This is a genomic window from Pseudomonas sp. CROZ-RG-20F-R04-15 (genome assembly GCF_022662375.1).
Lineage (GTDB): Bacteria > Pseudomonadota > Gammaproteobacteria > Pseudomonadales > Pseudomonadaceae > Aquipseudomonas.
This window is the reverse complement of record NZ_JAKNQL010000021.1, coordinates 1-13,531: the sequence shown is the minus strand read 5'-3', so window position 1 is coordinate 13,531 and position 13,531 is coordinate 1. Positions and strand designations below refer to the sequence as shown.

Below are 13,531 nucleotides of genomic sequence, written 5' to 3'. Positions count from 1 at the left end.
AAGATTTCCATATAGCCGGAGCCTTCCATGTCGCTGCCCACCCCCCTGACCATCGAAGCCGGCCTGCAAGCCGAACAGGATTTGCTGGCCTCGGTCTGCGCCGGCGATACAGAATTCGGCCTGCTGTTCTGGCAACCCAGCGATCGCGCCCTGGTCATGCCGCGCCGCCTCAATCGTCTGCCCGGTTTCGAGCACGCCTGCGAAGTCTCCGCCGCTGCCGGTTGGCCGGTCCTGTTACGTGAAACCGGCGGAGAACCCGTGCCGCAATCTGCCGCGACGATCAATATCGCTCTGGTCTACGCACCACCACGCAGCGAAGGCGACCTGAACCGTATCGAAACCGGCTACCGTCGTCTCTGCGATCCGATCTGCCAGTTACTGGACGAGTTGGGCGGTGTCTCGTCGTTGGGTGAAATCGACGGTGCGTTCTGCGACGGCCGTTTCAACGTCAATCTCGATGGCCGCAAAATGGTCGGCACCGCTCAGCGCTGGCGTCAGAGTCAGGGCGGACAGCGTCCGGTCGGTCTGGTGCACGGGGCGATGTTGATGGATGACGAGCGCGAATCGATGGTTGCAGCGGTCAATCGCTTCAACGAAGCGTGCGGCCTGGAGCAGCGGGTGCGGGCGCAGAGCCACATTGCCTTGCATGAGAAATTCAACGCGCCACAAGCCCTGGCGCGTCTCGATGAATTGTTTCGTCTGATGCTGGCGCAGATGTACAGCGCCTGAGTTTCGGCTTTAACGCGTACCGAAGACGACCATGGTCTTGCCTTTCACATCGACCAGATTGCGTTCCTCAAGATCCTTGAGCACGCGACCGACCATCTCCCGCGAGCAGCCAACAATCCGGCCGATTTCCTGACGGGTCACCTTGATCTGCATGCCGTCCGGGTGAGTCATCGCATCGGGCTGCTTGCACAATTCCAACAGGCAGCGGGCGACACGACCGGTCACATCGAAGAAGGCCAGATCGCCGACCTTGCGCGTGGTGTTACGCAGGCGTTGTGCGATTTGTCCGCTGAGCACGTAAAGAATGTCTGGATCTTGCTGCGACAGTTCGCGGAACTTGGCGTAGCTGATTTCCGCGGTTTCGCACTCGACCTTGGCGCGCACCCAGGCACTGCGCTCCTGTTCCTGGCCGGCTTGCTCGAACAGACCCAGCTCACCGAAGAAATCCCCGGCGTTGAGGTAGGCGATGATCATTTCGCGACCGTCGTCGTCCTCGATCAGGATCGTCACCGAACCCTTGATGATGAAGTACAGCGTGTCCGAACGATCGCCCGCACAGATGATGTTGCTCTTGGCTGCATGACGACGGCGCTGACAATGCATCAGCAGCTTGTCGAGGTTCTTGATTTTGGGTGTGGGGGTAATAGCAACCATGGTTGTATCCCGAAAAGACTGCACGGTGATGTTTGATTTTTTTATGAGGCGCTGAAGGCGGTCGCTACACAGCTGGCATGGGCGCCAGTGAATTGGCGCCAGCTTAACAGACACTTCGTCGAAAATTCGAGAAATTACCTACGCCGTAGAGGCATCCGTCCTAGGAACGCCGCCGCTGCCCGGGCAGAGCCCTGTGCTAAGCTGGCGACCCTTTTTTCTACAGTGGAGTCTTGGCGATGAAGGCACGCATCCAATGGGCTGGCGAAGCCATGTTCCTCGGCGAATCCGGCAGTGGTCATGTCGTAGTGATGGACGGTCCGCCGGATGCCGGTGGTCGTAACCTGGGTGTTCGTCCGATGGAAATGCTTCTGCTGGGTGTTGGCGGTTGCAGCAACTTCGACGTGGTCAGCATCCTCAAGAAGTCCCGTCAGGCCGTTGAAAGCTGTGAAGCCTTCCTCGAAGCCGAGCGCGCGACCGAAGATCCGAAGGTGTTCACCAAGATTCACATGCACTTTGTAGTCAAGGGCCGTGGCTTGAAAGAAGCCCAGGTCAGACGTGCAATCGAGTTGTCTGCAGAGAAGTATTGCTCGGCCTCGATCATGCTCGGCGCGGCTGGTGTGGCGATCACTCACGATTACGAAATCGTCGAACTCGGTTGAACCGACATTCAACTATCATAAAAGCAGTGCAGACTCTGGCGATCCCCCGCTGACGTCTGCATAATGCGCCACTTTTTTCAGGGCAGTGATCGGTCAATCGATGGGTCAGCCGCCTGAACAGATAACCAAAATCGCCATCGCGAAGAGGTGTTAACCGTCCTACGCAGGTGTGTCGTTCGCACTTGACGGGCATGCTTGATCACGCGGCCGGGCCGCATACATAGAGAGTTTTTAACGGTGAAAAGCAAACTCAAGCTCCACGGGTTCAATAACCTGACAAAGACCTTGAGCTTCAACATCTATGACATCTGCTACGCGGAAACCCCGCAAGACCAGCAGGCTTACGTCGAGTACATCAATCAAGAGTACAACGCGAAACGCCTGACGCAGATTCTCACAGAAGTTGTCGAGATCATTGGTGCCAACATCCTGAACATTGCCAGTCAGGACTACGAACCTCAGGGCGCCAGTGTCACGATTCTGATTTCTGAAGAGCCGGTAACCCCGACTGAAAGCCAGATTGAAGAGTCGCCGGGCCCGTTGCCCGAAATTATCCTGGCCCACCTCGACAAGAGCCACATTACGGTGCACACCTACCCGGAAATCCATCCGGATGACGGTATTGCCACCTTCCGTGTGGACATCGACGTGTCGACCTGTGGTGTCATTTCACCGCTCAAAGCCCTCAATTTCCTCATTCACCAGTTCGATTCGGACATCGTGACTGTGGATTATCGTGTGCGTGGCTTCACCCGTGACGTTGAAGGCAACAAGCACTTCATCGACCACGAGATCAATTCGATCCAGAACTACCTTTCCGAAGACACTCGCGACGCGTACCAGATGACCGACGTGAATGTGTACCAGGAAAACCTGTTCCACACCAAAATGCTGCTGAAGAACTTCGAACTGGACAACTACCTGTTCGGCGACGCCACCAGCAACCTGTCACCTGAGCAGCGCGCTCAGGTGACCGACCGGGTGAAACACGAAATGCTCGAAATCTTCTACGCGCGCAACATGCCGACCTAAGATTCCCGAGCACAAAAAAGGCGACCTTTCGGTCGCCTTTTTCATTTCTGCCACAACCCCCTGTGGGAGCGAGCCTGCTCGCGAAGGGGCACTCTGCAGCAATACAAATCTCAAATCCGATAAGTACTCTTGGTCATCACCTTGGCCAAAATACTCATCCCAAACTTCACCGGCGCCGGAAAACGAAACCCTCCTGCCTCCAGCGCACTCTCCGCATGATGCTCTTCATCAATGCGCATCTGCTCCAGAATCGCCCGGGACTTTTCGTCCTCGGCCGGCAACTGTTCCAGATGTTCATTCAAGTGTTTACACACCTGATGCTCGGTCGCTGCGACAAACCCGAGGCTGACCTTATCGCTGATCAACCCGGCCACTGCGCCAATTCCGAACGACATCCCGTAAAACAACGGGTTGAGCACACTGGTGTGGCTACCCAACTGATGGATGCGCTGTTCGCACCAGACCAGATGATCAATTTCTTCTTCAGCCGCGTGCTCCATGGCCTCGCGTACCTGCGGGAGCTTGGCGGTCAACGCCTGCCCCTGATACAGCGCCTGTGCGCAGACTTCACCGGTATGGTTGATGCGCATCAGGCCGGCGACGTGGCGGGTGTCTTCGTCGCTCATTTGCGTATCCGGTTGCAAAATCGCCGGCGACGGACGGTACGGCTGGCCACTGAAGGGCAGCAGGGTACGCATCGCGGCATCGGCTTGCAGCAGAAGACGGTCAATCGGCGAGTAGTGACGTTGGGTAGTCATGCTGACCTCCGGGAAGAATCTCGGTGGCCAGTTTAACCGAATCGGCCGGGGAAGGTTTGCGCTGGGTCATTCGGCAGGTTGATGCGTTTTTTTGTGGGAGCGAGCCTGCTCGCGAAAGCGGAGTGTCAGGCAATGGAGATATTGAATCTGCTGACGCCTTCGCGAGCAGGCTCGCTCCCACAGGTTTTGCGGGGTATCAGCCCGGTGGCCAGTTCATCTGTCGTTGACCGAGTACGTGCATATGAATGTGGTAGACAGTTTGCCCACCCTTCTCATTGCAGTTCATCACCACGCGGAAACCTTCCTCACAGCCCAGTTCCAGCGCCAGACGCTGCGCAGTGAACAGGATATGCCCGGCCAAAGCCTTGTCGTCTTCGGTCAGATCATTGAGGGTGCGCACCGGTTTTTTCGGAATCACCAAAAAATGTACGGGTGCCTGAGGGGCGATATCGTGGAACGCCAGGACCTGGTCGTCCTCGTAAATGATCTTGGCCGGGATTTCCCGGTTGATGATCTTGGTGAACAGAGTATCCACTGCTGTTTTCTCCGTTGTTTGGGCTGAATCGAGTGTACCGCGTTGAATCCGGATTCTTTAGCGTGGGCAGTAAGCTTTATTGACCATGCCGACGATGGTGCGGTTGAGCCAGCGCGAACCGAGTCGCGGTAAAAAGGCGAACCATCGGTTGCGTCGTCCGGGAATGATGATTGCGCGGTTCTTGTCGAGGGCGCGAACGGTATACAGCGCAACCTCTTCGGGGCTCATCAACAGTTTGCTGTCTTTGAGTTTGTCGCTGTTCAGTTGCGCCGTACGGAAAAATGCCGTGCGGGTCGGGCCGGGGCAGAGCACCGAAACCTTTACGGCACTCTGTTTCAGCTCAACTCGCAAGGCTTCGGAGAAGTGCAGCACATACGCCTTGCTGGCGTAGTAGGTGCTCATCCATGGGCCGGGATTGAACGCGGCCACCGAGGCGACATTGAGAATCTGCCCGCCACCTTGCAGTGCCATGCTGTTGCCGATCGCGTGGCAAAGGCGGGTGAGGGCGAGAATGTTTACTTCGATCAGATCCTGCTCGGTCATCCAGTCTTGCGCAAGGAACGGGCCGCAGGTGCCGATACCGGCGCAATTGACCAGCAAGTCGATCTGCCGATCACCTTCTTCGAGCTCCAGCAGGAAACCGGACAGACGCAACGGCTCGCCCAGATCGCAGGCGCGGAACAACACTTCAACACCGAAGCGTTGGGTCAGCTCGATCGCAATACTTTCCAGCTGATCACGCTGTCGAGCCACCAGAATCAGGCAGCGGCCGCGCCGGGCCAGTGCTTCGGCCATGGCCAGGCCGATGCCGCTGGAGGCGCCAGTGATCAGAGCGTAACGGGTCATGCAATTCTCCATCGCAACAGCTCCGCGCCAGCGACGCGGGTGTCACGGCGGGGAGCGCTGTTCATTCTTTTGCAGAGTCTACAGGGGCCTGCGCCGCTTCGGCTGCTTCGTCGGCGGAATCCACGGGTGATTCGACCTCTACTTCGACTTCATCAGTCGTCACCGAGCCACTTTCGTAGCTGCTTTCCAGATTGCTTTCGTATTCCTGCTGAATGGCCGAGATCCCGCCGAGCATTCCACCGGCAAAGATCAGCGCGAAAAACACGATCCACAGTGAGCACAAGACTTTTACTGCGGTGCTGTTGGGCGGCGGCGGTGGGCCGTAGCGGTTGGCGCCGGTGTTGCCCGGCACGACCATGATGACCAACGGGAAGAAGCTGCCCACGAACGGCACCAGGTTCAGCAGCCAGAGCCAACCCGACCAGCCGATGTCGTGCAGGCGTTGAACGCTGAACAGAATGCTGACGATCAGGAAGGCGATAAACAGGAAGAAGGCGAAGATCCCGCCGATGATCAGGCCCGTGGTGGAGTCGCCACTGACCAACCCCAGCGCCAGCAGAGCGAGCACGCCAATAATCGGCAGGGTCACCAGGCTCAGCACCATAGTCCACGCCAGAAAACGCAGACGTCCGATTCGTCCTTCGACACTGAACGGCTTGAGTTCGGCGAACTCCGGCAGACGTTCGCCAACGCTGGCGCGAGGTGGTGCATAAGGGGAATCAGGTTCCGCCGCAGCCGGTGCATGCTCCTGAACATCGGCCAGGTTCAGCTCGATGGCTGTTTCTGCTTCGACCCTTGCGTCGATTCCGGTTTTGCTCAGCGCTTGCAGGTAAGCCTGTGCATCGCTATGGGACAAATCGCGTTTAAGTGCGACGGCGCGGCCATTGAACAGGCGCTCGATCGCGGCGACATCGCTTTTGAACAGATCCGCCAGATTGAGTTTGGCAGTGGTGATATCGACACCGGGCTGCAGAGCACCGTCGAATACGATCTTGTAACGGGGTTCGCTCATGGCCGAGGCATCCTTGTCGCGAAAAGATTGAAAGGTCAGCAGTGTAAGGCCAGTCCGACGGGGCTGGCCTGGTTTTTCTTAGCGTGGCCAGTGTTTCGGCAGTTGTGCCGCGTTTTCCTGTGCCTGACGATATTCCGCGTCCAGCCGCGCGATCAATTGATCCACGTTTGGCAGGTCATCGATCTGCCCTACGCCTTGACCGGCAGACCACACGGTTTTCCAGGCTTTGGCTTCATCGCTGATCGGCTTGAGTTTGTCGCCGAAATTCACCTCGCCCTTGCCTTGCAGAGCAGCCATATCGAAACCGGCCGCCTCCAGGCTCTGACGCATAAAACTCGCCGGCACTCCCGACACCGCTGGAGTATGAATGATGTCCGCAGCCTTGGCTGTCAGCAGCATCTCCTTGTAAGCGTCAGGCGCATGACTTTCCGTGGTGCCGATAAATCTCGTACCGAAGTAGGCCAAATCCGCGCCAAGCAGTTGAGCGGCGAGAATCTCATGGCCATGGTTCAAACATCCTGCAAGCAACAGCGTCTTGTCGAAGAACTGCCGAATCTCGGCGATCAGCGCAAACGGGCTCCAGGTCCCGGCATGACCGCCGGCGCCGGCCGCCACGGCGATCAAACCGTCGACACCGGCCTCAGCCGCTTTCTCGGCGTGGCGCCGAGTGGTCACGTCATGGAACACCAGGCCGCCATAGCTGTGCACCGCGTCGACCAACTCCTTCACCGCGCCGAGACTGGTGATGACAATCGGCACTTTGTGTTCGACGCAGATGTTCAGGTCAGCCTGCAGGCGCGGGTTGCTGTTGTGCACGATCAGGTTCACCGCATATGGCGCCGGGTTATCCAGTGTCGCCAGTCCCGCTTCGATCTGTTCCAGCCACGCTTTGAAGCCGCTGCTTTCGCGTTGGTTCAACGCGGGGAAACTGCCGACTACGCCATTGCGGCAGCAGGCGAGCACCAGCTCAGGATTGGAAATCAGAAACATCGGCGCGGCCACCACAGGCAGGCGCAGGCGTTGTTCGAGCAAAGCGGGCAGCGACATTATGAGTACCCCAAAGATCTGTTCTTGTTGAAGTTAGAACGGCTTGACCACGACCAGAATTACGATAGCCAGCAATATCAGAACCGGAACTTCATTGAACCAGCGATAAAAGACATGGCTGCGGGTGTTTTCGCCACGGGCAAAACGTTTTACCTGTGCGCCACACATGTGGTGGTAGCCGATCAGCAATACGACGAGCGTCAGTTTTGCGTGTATCCAGCCGCCCATGCTGAAGATGCCCGGGTTGAGGTAGATCAGCCAGCCGCCGAAGATCAGCGTGGCGATCATTGCCGGGCCCATGATGCCGCGATACAGCTTGCGCTCCATGACGCTGAAGCGTTCCTTGCTGATCGTGTCTTCGCTTTGCGCGTGATAAACAAACAGGCGCGGCAAGTAGAACAGCCCGGCAAACCAGCAAACGATGCTGACAATGTGAAAAGCTTTGATCCATAGATAGAGCATTTTTAGTTATTTCCTTAATCACGGTAGGCCAGATAGTAGAGGCTTGAGCGTCCGCACGTCACCTTGACGGTTGTCGCAGGGGCGCGCGGCCCCTATTATCGACGGCTTTCCAGTGGGTTCTTTGAGGGCAGGTTATGGTCAAGGTCGGTATCGTCGGCGGCACGGGTTACACCGGTGTCGAATTGCTGCGTCTGTTGGCACAGCATGCGCAGGCAGAAGTGGTGGTGATCACTTCCCGATCCGAGGCCGGTCTGGCCGTGGCTGACATGTACCCGAACCTGCGCGGCCACTACGACGGCCTGGCTTTCAGCGTGCCCGACATCAAAACCCTCGGCGCTTGCGACGTGGTGTTCTTCGCCACGCCGCATGGTGTGGCTCACGCATTGGCGGGCGAACTGCTGGCGGCAGGCACCAAGGTCATCGACCTGTCGGCAGACTTCCGCCTGCAAGACGCTGAAGAATGGGCCAAATGGTACGGCCAGCCACACGGCGCGCCTGAGTTGCTGGACGAAGCGGTTTACGGTCTGCCGGAAGTCAATCGCGAGCAGATCAAGAAAGCTCGCCTGATCGCGGTGCCAGGTTGCTATCCGACCGCAACACAGCTGGGTTTCCTGCCATTGCTGGAGGCGGGTCTGGCTGATACTTCGCGTCTGATCGCCGACTGCAAATCCGGCGTCAGCGGTGCCGGTCGCGGTGCGGCTGTCGGCTCGCTGTATTCGGAGACGTCGGAAAGCATGAAGGCTTATGCGGTGAAAGGTCACCGTCACCTGCCGGAAATTCGCCAAGGCCTGCGTCGTGCGGCGGGTAAGGATGTCGGTCTGACCTTCGTTCCGCACCTGACGCCGATGATTCGTGGCATTCACTCCACACTCTACGCGACCGTGGTGGATCGTTCGTTGGATCTGCAGGCACTGTTCGAAAAGCGTTATGCCAACGAACCGTTCGTCGACGTAATGCCGGCCGGTAGCCATCCGGAAACCCGTAGCGTGCGCGGCGCCAACGTTTGCCGTATCGCCGTTCACCGTCCGCAGGATGGTGATCTGGTGGTGGTGTTGTCGGTGATCGACAATCTGGTCAAAGGCGCGTCGGGCCAAGCGGTGCAGAACATGAACATCCTGTTCGGTCTGGACGAGCGCTTCGGATTGTCCCACGCCGGTATGCTGCCGTAACACTTTAAGCCGCACAGCAAAAAGGCCCGTCAAACGGGCCTTTTTGCATTCTGAACAGTTGATCGGGTTTATTGATATACCGTAACAATAGTTGACCGATTTTCTAGGAGAAGCGGATAATGCGCGTCATCACGCATTATGGCGGCGTAACGCCGGGAGATAGTCAGCATGAGCGTCGAATCCTTCACCCCCACGGCTTTGCAATTCACCCACGGTGCCGCGCACAAGGTGAAGAGCCTGGTCGATGAAGAGGGGAATGATCGCTTGAAGCTGCGCGTATTCGTTACGGGCGGCGGTTGTTCAGGGTTTCAGTACGGTTTCACCTTCGATGAGGACGTGGCCGAGGACGACACCATTGTCGAGCGCGAAGGCGTGAGTCTGGTGGTGGATCCGATGAGCTTTCAGTACCTGGCCGGTGCTGAAGTGGATTACCAGGAAGGTCTGGAAGGTTCGCGCTTCGTGATCAAGAACCCGAACGCCACCACGACGTGTGGTTGTGGGTCTTCGTTCTCGATCTGATCGCTTTTCGCTTCAGATAGCAAAACGCCGCAGAGTCTTACGATTCTGCGGCGTTTTTTATTGCCTGCGTTTTGTTCAGTTGGGGTAGATAGCGCCTAGAACACGCAGGCCTTTGGCCCCAGTGACGCTTGGGCGGTTGGCAGCGATGCCTTCGAGACAGCAATGGGCAAGCCAGGCGAAGGCCATGGCTTCGACCCAGTCCGGATCAACGCCATGGGTCGCGGTGCTGGCGACCGTTGTGTTCGGCAGTAACTCGGCCAAGCGTTTCATCAGTGTGGCGTTGTGTGCGCCGCCGCCGCAAACCAGCAGCTCCTGTGTATCAGCCTGGGCGCTTTGCAGCGACTCGATGATAGTCAGGGCTGTCAGCTCAAGCAGCGTGGCCTGTACGTTTTCTGGTGCGAAGGCTGGCAGGTGGGACAGGTGTTGTTCCAGCCACGGTAGGTTGAATACCTCGCGGCCGGTACTTTTCGGGCCCTTGGTGACGAAGAATGGATCGCTGAGCAGTGCTTTCAGCAATGTCGACTCTACAGTGCCTGTTTTCGCCCAGTCGCCATTGCGGTCGTAGTTTTCGCCGCGCTGCTGCTGAATCCAGGCGTCCATCAGAACATTCCCCGGGCCGCAGTCGAAACCGGCTACAGGCTTGGTCGGCTCTATCAGACTCAGGTTGCTGAAACCGCCGACATTCAAGACCGCCTGATTACCGGTACGCTCTTCAAACAACGCCTCATGGAAAGCGGGTACCAAGGGTGCGCCCTGGCCCCCGGCAGCGACATCGCGGCTGCGGAAGTCGCTGACGACAGTGATGCCGGTCAATTCAGTCAGCAGGGCTGGATTGCCGATCTGCACGGTGAAGCCGCGCGCCGGTTCATGGCGAATGGTCTGGCCGTGGCTGCCGATCGCACGAATGTTTTCGGGTTTGAGCCGCTGCTGATCGAGGAGAGTGTAAATACCCTGCGCGGCGAGCTTCACCCAGTTTTGCTGGGCAATTGCCGAGCGGGCAATTTCGTCAGGGCCGCTGGCGCACAAGCCAAGCAGCTCGGCGCGCAGTGATTCAGGCATGGGAATGTAGTGCGTGGCGATCAGCTTGATCGCCGAAGTCTGTTCGATCAGGGCAATGTCCAGACCGTCGAGGCTGGTTCCAGACATCACACCGATATACAGGGCCATGGCTTAACGCTTGCTCGAAGCCAGCATGGTGGCCTTCTCTTGATCCATGCGCGCCATCAGCGGTTGGCTCTGGGCCAGGAAGCGAGCGCGTTCGGCTTTGGCGATCGGGTCAGCCATTGGCAGCTTCTGCCCCAGCGGGTCTACGTGAACGCCATTGACCTGGAATTCATAGTGCAAGTGCGGGCCGGTGGACAGGCCGGTGGTGCCGATGTAACCAATTACCTGGCCCTGTTTCACGGTACCGCCAGTCTTCACGCCTTTGGCGAAGCCTTGCATGTGGCCATACAGCGTACGGTAAGTGTTGCCGTGCTGGATAATCACGGTGTTGCCGTAGCCACCGCGACGCCCGGCCAGCAAGACTTTGCCGTCGCCGGCAGCCTTGATCGGCGTACCGCGTGGCGCCGCGTAATCGACGCCTTTGTGGGCGCGGATCTTGTTGAGGATCGGGTGCTTGCGACCCATGGAGAACTTCGAGCTGATGCGGGCGAAGTCCACCGGCGTACGGATGAACGCCTTGCGCATGCTGTTGCCGTCAGCCGTGTAGTAGCTGCTGTTGCCTTGTTTGTTGGTGTAACGCACGGCGGTGTAGGTTTTGCCGCGGTTGGTAAAGCGTGCGGACAGGATCGGGCCATTGCCGACCGACTTGCCGTTGACCACTTTCTGCTCGTAGATCACATCGAATTCGTCGCCCTGGCGGATGTCTTGAGCGAAGTCGACGTCATAGCCAAAGACGCTGGCCATATCCATGGTCAGGCTGTGGGACAGGCCTGCACGCGCGGCAGATTGAGAGAGTGAGCTATTGATTACGCCGTGGACGTAAGCGGTGCGAACGGTAGGTTTTGCAGTGACCCGGTTGAAGGCATAACCCTTGTCATTCTTGGTCAGAGTAATGGTTTCAACGTCGCTGACCTTGCTATGCAGGCTGGTCAGCTGGCCTTCCGGGTTCAATTCGAACTCGAGTTTTTGGCCATGTTTGAGTTGGCTGAACTGTTTGGCTTGTTTATCGCTGGCCAGAACTTCATGTACGGAAGCAGCTGGCAGGCCGACTTTTTCGAACAGCGTGGACAGAGTGTCGCCCTTGGCGACAACGACTTCGCGGTGGCCTGGAGCTTTTGTTTTCTCCGCAGCAGGCGCCGGCACAGGTGCAACTTCAGCGGTTTGTGGGGTGTTTTCGTCACTGTTTTCGATTTGAGCAAACGGTGAAGCGACTGGCTCATTTGTGGCTTGAGCCGCATCAGCAGCGTCTTGATCTTGTGTCAGTTGTTCAGCGGGACTTTCCAGTTCAAGGCTCAGGGTCGTCTTTTTGGCTTCAACATCACTGGAAGGGAATACCAGGAGAGCCAGGCTAAGAAGGGCGGCGATTCCACTTGCGGCGAGCAGGTGGGTCTTCGGGTAAAGCGGCGGCGCTTTAGACGGTTCTGTGGTCATAAGTAATTTTGACTTTGAAAAAAGATGAATTGGAAAAGATGAATGACATGATGAAGATGAAATAACTGTATAAAATATAACCAAATCATCTCTGAAGCAAGTCTACAGACATCGTCTCTGTGGATTGGTGTCCGTGCGCCGGGCAAAACTTGTAATTGGTGCGCGATCTTGTATGGTTGGTTCCCTTTGAATCTGAGCCTTGCGGGTCTGTTATGAAGTCGGTTGAAGAGCAGCTAGCGCTGATTAAACGTGGTGCGGAAGAACTGTTGGTCGAGTCCGAGCTGATCGAGAAGCTCAAGCGCGGCCAGCCGTTGCGTATCAAGGCTGGTTTTGATCCAACCGCTCCGGATCTGCACCTGGGTCATACCGTGCTTATTAATAAGCTGCGTCAGTTCCAGGAGCTGGGGCATCAAGTCATCTTCCTTATAGGTGACTTCACAGGGATGATCGGCGATCCGAGCGGCAAGAGCGCCACGCGTCCTCCGCTGACTCGCGAGCAGGTTTTGGAAAACGCTGAGACCTACAAGACTCAGGTGTTCAAGATTCTTGATCCGGCGAAAACCGAAGTGGCGTTCAACTCCACCTGGATGGACAAGATGGGGCCGGCGGACTTTATTCGCCTGACCTCGCAGTACACCGTTGCGCGCATGCTCGAGCGTGATGACTTCGATAAGCGCTACACCACCAATCAGCCAATCGCTATCCACGAATTCCTCTATCCGCTGGTTCAGGGATATGACTCGGTTGCGCTGCGCGCTGATGTCGAGCTGGGCGGCACCGATCAGAAGTTCAACTTGCTGATGGGGCGTGAGCTACAGCGTGGTTATGGTCAAGAGGCTCAATGCATTCTGACGATGCCGCTGCTTGAAGGTCTGGATGGCGTGAAGAAGATGTCCAAGTCATTGGGCAACTATGTCGGCATTCAGGAAGCACCGGGTGTTATGTACAGCAAGCTGGTTTCGATTCCGGATGCATTGATGTGGCGTTACTTCGAGCTGCTGAGTTTCCGCTCGATGGATGAGATCAATGCGCTGCGTGCTGATGTAGAAGCAGGTGTCAATCCGCGCGACGTCAAAATCAAGCTGGCTGAAGAGATCGTTGCGCGCTTCCATGGTGAGGAGGCTGCGGCCAATGCTCATCGCGCTGCGGGCAATCGCATGAAAGACGGCGAACTGCCGGATGACCTGCCAGAGGTCGAGCTGGCTTCCGCTGAAGACATGCCGATTGCAGCTGTCCTTAATAAGGCGGGTCTGGTGAAGAACTCGGCGGCGGCGCGCGACCTGTTGGCATCCGGTGGCGTGCGCGTTGATGGTGAGGTGGTTGATCGTTCCTTTATATACGTACTGGGCGCTACCCACGTTTGCCAGGCTGGCAAGAAGGCGTTTGCACGTATTACGCTGAAATCCGAGTAAAACTGAAAATAGGTATTGACGGCGAATTTAAGATGTCTATAATTCGCCCCACTTCCGGCGCAGTCGAAACGGAAAACTCCTTGAGTTTCAATGAGTTATGTA

General features: G+C 57.2%; 15 protein-coding genes and 1 pseudogene. 6 read left to right on the top strand and 10 right to left on the bottom strand.

What is annotated here, in order from left to right:
• Positions 1-27: 27 nt before the first annotated feature.
• Positions 28-729 (top strand): lipoate--protein ligase family protein, encoded by a 702-nt coding sequence (locus L8H52_RS23480; protein WP_242208930.1) that lies wholly within the window; start codon positions 28-30, stop codon positions 727-729.
• A gap of 9 nt (positions 730-738) precedes the next feature.
• Here the strand turns inward: L8H52_RS23480 and crp are convergent, their stop codons facing one another.
• Positions 739-1,383, bottom strand: coding sequence for a cAMP-activated global transcriptional regulator CRP (crp, locus tag L8H52_RS23475; protein WP_008088598.1), 645 nt, complete (start codon positions 1,381-1,383; stop codon positions 739-741).
• A gap of 236 nt (positions 1,384-1,619) precedes the next feature.
• On the opposite strand from crp, the gene L8H52_RS23470 reads away from it, so the two are divergent.
• Positions 1,620-2,042, top strand: a complete 423-nt coding sequence (locus tag L8H52_RS23470; RefSeq protein WP_242208929.1) for an OsmC family protein — start codon at positions 1,620-1,622, stop codon at positions 2,040-2,042.
• Between the two features lie 237 nt (positions 2,043-2,279).
• Complete coding sequence (speD, locus tag L8H52_RS23465; RefSeq protein ID WP_016983471.1) at positions 2,280-3,074, top strand: adenosylmethionine decarboxylase; 795 nt, start codon at positions 2,280-2,282, stop codon at positions 3,072-3,074.
• Positions 3,075-3,184: 110 nt separating this feature from the next.
• On the opposite strand, the gene coq7 is transcribed toward speD, so the two are convergent.
• From coq7 to hemJ, 7 genes and pseudogenes are all read right to left on the bottom strand, one after another.
• Positions 3,185-3,832, bottom strand: a complete 648-nt coding sequence (coq7, locus tag L8H52_RS23460) for a 2-polyprenyl-3-methyl-6-methoxy-1,4-benzoquinone monooxygenase (RefSeq protein ID WP_008077993.1) — start codon at positions 3,830-3,832, stop codon at positions 3,185-3,187.
• A 91-nt stretch (positions 3,833-3,923) separates the two neighbouring features.
• Positions 3,924-4,013: pseudogene (locus L8H52_RS30540) on the bottom strand (metal ABC transporter ATP-binding protein); the annotation flags it as partial.
• A gap of 15 nt (positions 4,014-4,028) precedes the next feature.
• On the bottom strand, positions 4,029-4,367 hold the full coding sequence (locus L8H52_RS23450) for a histidine triad nucleotide-binding protein (RefSeq protein WP_003228789.1): 339 nt from the start codon (positions 4,365-4,367) through the stop codon (positions 4,029-4,031).
• A 57-nt stretch (positions 4,368-4,424) separates the two neighbouring features.
• Positions 4,425-5,213, bottom strand: coding sequence for an SDR family oxidoreductase (locus tag L8H52_RS23445; protein ID WP_242208928.1), 789 nt, complete (start codon positions 5,211-5,213; stop codon positions 4,425-4,427).
• A 61-nt stretch (positions 5,214-5,274) separates the two neighbouring features.
• Positions 5,275-6,225 carry a DUF805 domain-containing protein gene (locus L8H52_RS23440; protein ID WP_242208927.1) on the bottom strand — a complete coding sequence of 317 codons (951 nt, stop codon included), beginning with the start codon at positions 6,223-6,225 and terminating at the stop codon, positions 5,275-5,277.
• A gap of 78 nt (positions 6,226-6,303) precedes the next feature.
• A complete protein-coding gene (locus L8H52_RS23435) occupies positions 6,304-7,272 on the bottom strand; it encodes a nitronate monooxygenase family protein (RefSeq protein WP_242208926.1) in 969 nt (322 codons plus the stop codon).
• 33 nt (positions 7,273-7,305) lie between these two features.
• Positions 7,306-7,734: a protoporphyrinogen oxidase HemJ gene (hemJ, locus tag L8H52_RS23430; protein WP_242208925.1), complete on the bottom strand. Its 429-nt coding sequence runs from the start codon at positions 7,732-7,734 to the stop codon at positions 7,306-7,308.
• A gap of 134 nt (positions 7,735-7,868) precedes the next feature.
• On the opposite strand from hemJ, the gene argC reads away from it, so the two are divergent.
• A complete protein-coding gene (argC, locus tag L8H52_RS23425; protein ID WP_242208924.1) occupies positions 7,869-8,903 on the top strand; it encodes an N-acetyl-gamma-glutamyl-phosphate reductase in 1,035 nt (344 codons plus the stop codon).
• A 168-nt stretch (positions 8,904-9,071) separates the two neighbouring features.
• Positions 9,072-9,422, top strand: coding sequence for an iron-sulfur cluster insertion protein ErpA (gene erpA / locus L8H52_RS23420; protein WP_008077999.1), 351 nt, complete (start codon positions 9,072-9,074; stop codon positions 9,420-9,422).
• Between the two features lie 75 nt (positions 9,423-9,497).
• Here the strand turns inward: erpA and L8H52_RS23415 are convergent, their stop codons facing one another.
• Entirely contained in the window at positions 9,498-10,589 is a 1,092-nt protein-coding gene (locus L8H52_RS23415) for an anhydro-N-acetylmuramic acid kinase (protein WP_242208923.1), read from the bottom strand.
• 3 nt (positions 10,590-10,592) lie between these two features.
• On the bottom strand, positions 10,593-12,017 hold the full coding sequence (locus L8H52_RS23410) for a peptidoglycan DD-metalloendopeptidase family protein (RefSeq protein ID WP_242208922.1): 1,425 nt from the start codon (positions 12,015-12,017) through the stop codon (positions 10,593-10,595).
• A gap of 212 nt (positions 12,018-12,229) precedes the next feature.
• Between L8H52_RS23410 and tyrS the strand changes: the two genes are divergently transcribed.
• Positions 12,230-13,429 (top strand): tyrosine--tRNA ligase, encoded by a 1,200-nt coding sequence (tyrS, locus tag L8H52_RS23405; protein WP_242208984.1) that lies wholly within the window; start codon positions 12,230-12,232, stop codon positions 13,427-13,429.
• Positions 13,430-13,531 lie beyond the last annotated feature (102 nt).

Excerpts from the sequence above, each read along its gene's own strand:
- erpA (WP_008077999.1), top strand. The coding sequence starts at position 9,072 with ATGAGCGTCGAATCCTTCACCCCCACGGCTTTGCAATTCACCCACGGT.
- tyrS (WP_242208984.1), top strand. The coding sequence starts at position 12,230 with ATGAAGTCGGTTGAAGAGCAGCTAGCGCTGATTAAACGTGGTGCGGAA.
- L8H52_RS23440 (WP_242208927.1), bottom strand. The coding sequence starts at position 6,225 with ATGAGCGAACCCCGTTACAAGATCGTATTCGACGGTGCTCTGCAGCCC.
- hemJ (WP_242208925.1), bottom strand. The coding sequence starts at position 7,734 with ATGCTCTATCTATGGATCAAAGCTTTTCACATTGTCAGCATCGTTTGC.
- L8H52_RS23470 (WP_242208929.1), top strand. The coding sequence starts at position 1,620 with ATGAAGGCACGCATCCAATGGGCTGGCGAAGCCATGTTCCTCGGCGAA.
- L8H52_RS23480 (WP_242208930.1), top strand. The coding sequence starts at position 28 with ATGTCGCTGCCCACCCCCCTGACCATCGAAGCCGGCCTGCAAGCCGAA.
- argC (WP_242208924.1), top strand. The coding sequence starts at position 7,869 with ATGGTCAAGGTCGGTATCGTCGGCGGCACGGGTTACACCGGTGTCGAA.
- L8H52_RS23415 (WP_242208923.1), bottom strand. The coding sequence starts at position 10,589 with ATGGCCCTGTATATCGGTGTGATGTCTGGAACCAGCCTCGACGGTCTG.
- L8H52_RS23445 (WP_242208928.1), bottom strand. The coding sequence starts at position 5,213 with ATGACCCGTTACGCTCTGATCACTGGCGCCTCCAGCGGCATCGGCCTG.
- coq7 (WP_008077993.1), bottom strand. The coding sequence starts at position 3,832 with ATGACTACCCAACGTCACTACTCGCCGATTGACCGTCTTCTGCTGCAA.
- L8H52_RS23410 (WP_242208922.1), bottom strand. The coding sequence starts at position 12,017 with ATGACCACAGAACCGTCTAAAGCGCCGCCGCTTTACCCGAAGACCCAC.
- L8H52_RS23435 (WP_242208926.1), bottom strand. The coding sequence starts at position 7,272 with ATGTCGCTGCCCGCTTTGCTCGAACAACGCCTGCGCCTGCCTGTGGTG.
- crp (WP_008088598.1), bottom strand. The coding sequence starts at position 1,383 with ATGGTTGCTATTACCCCCACACCCAAAATCAAGAACCTCGACAAGCTG.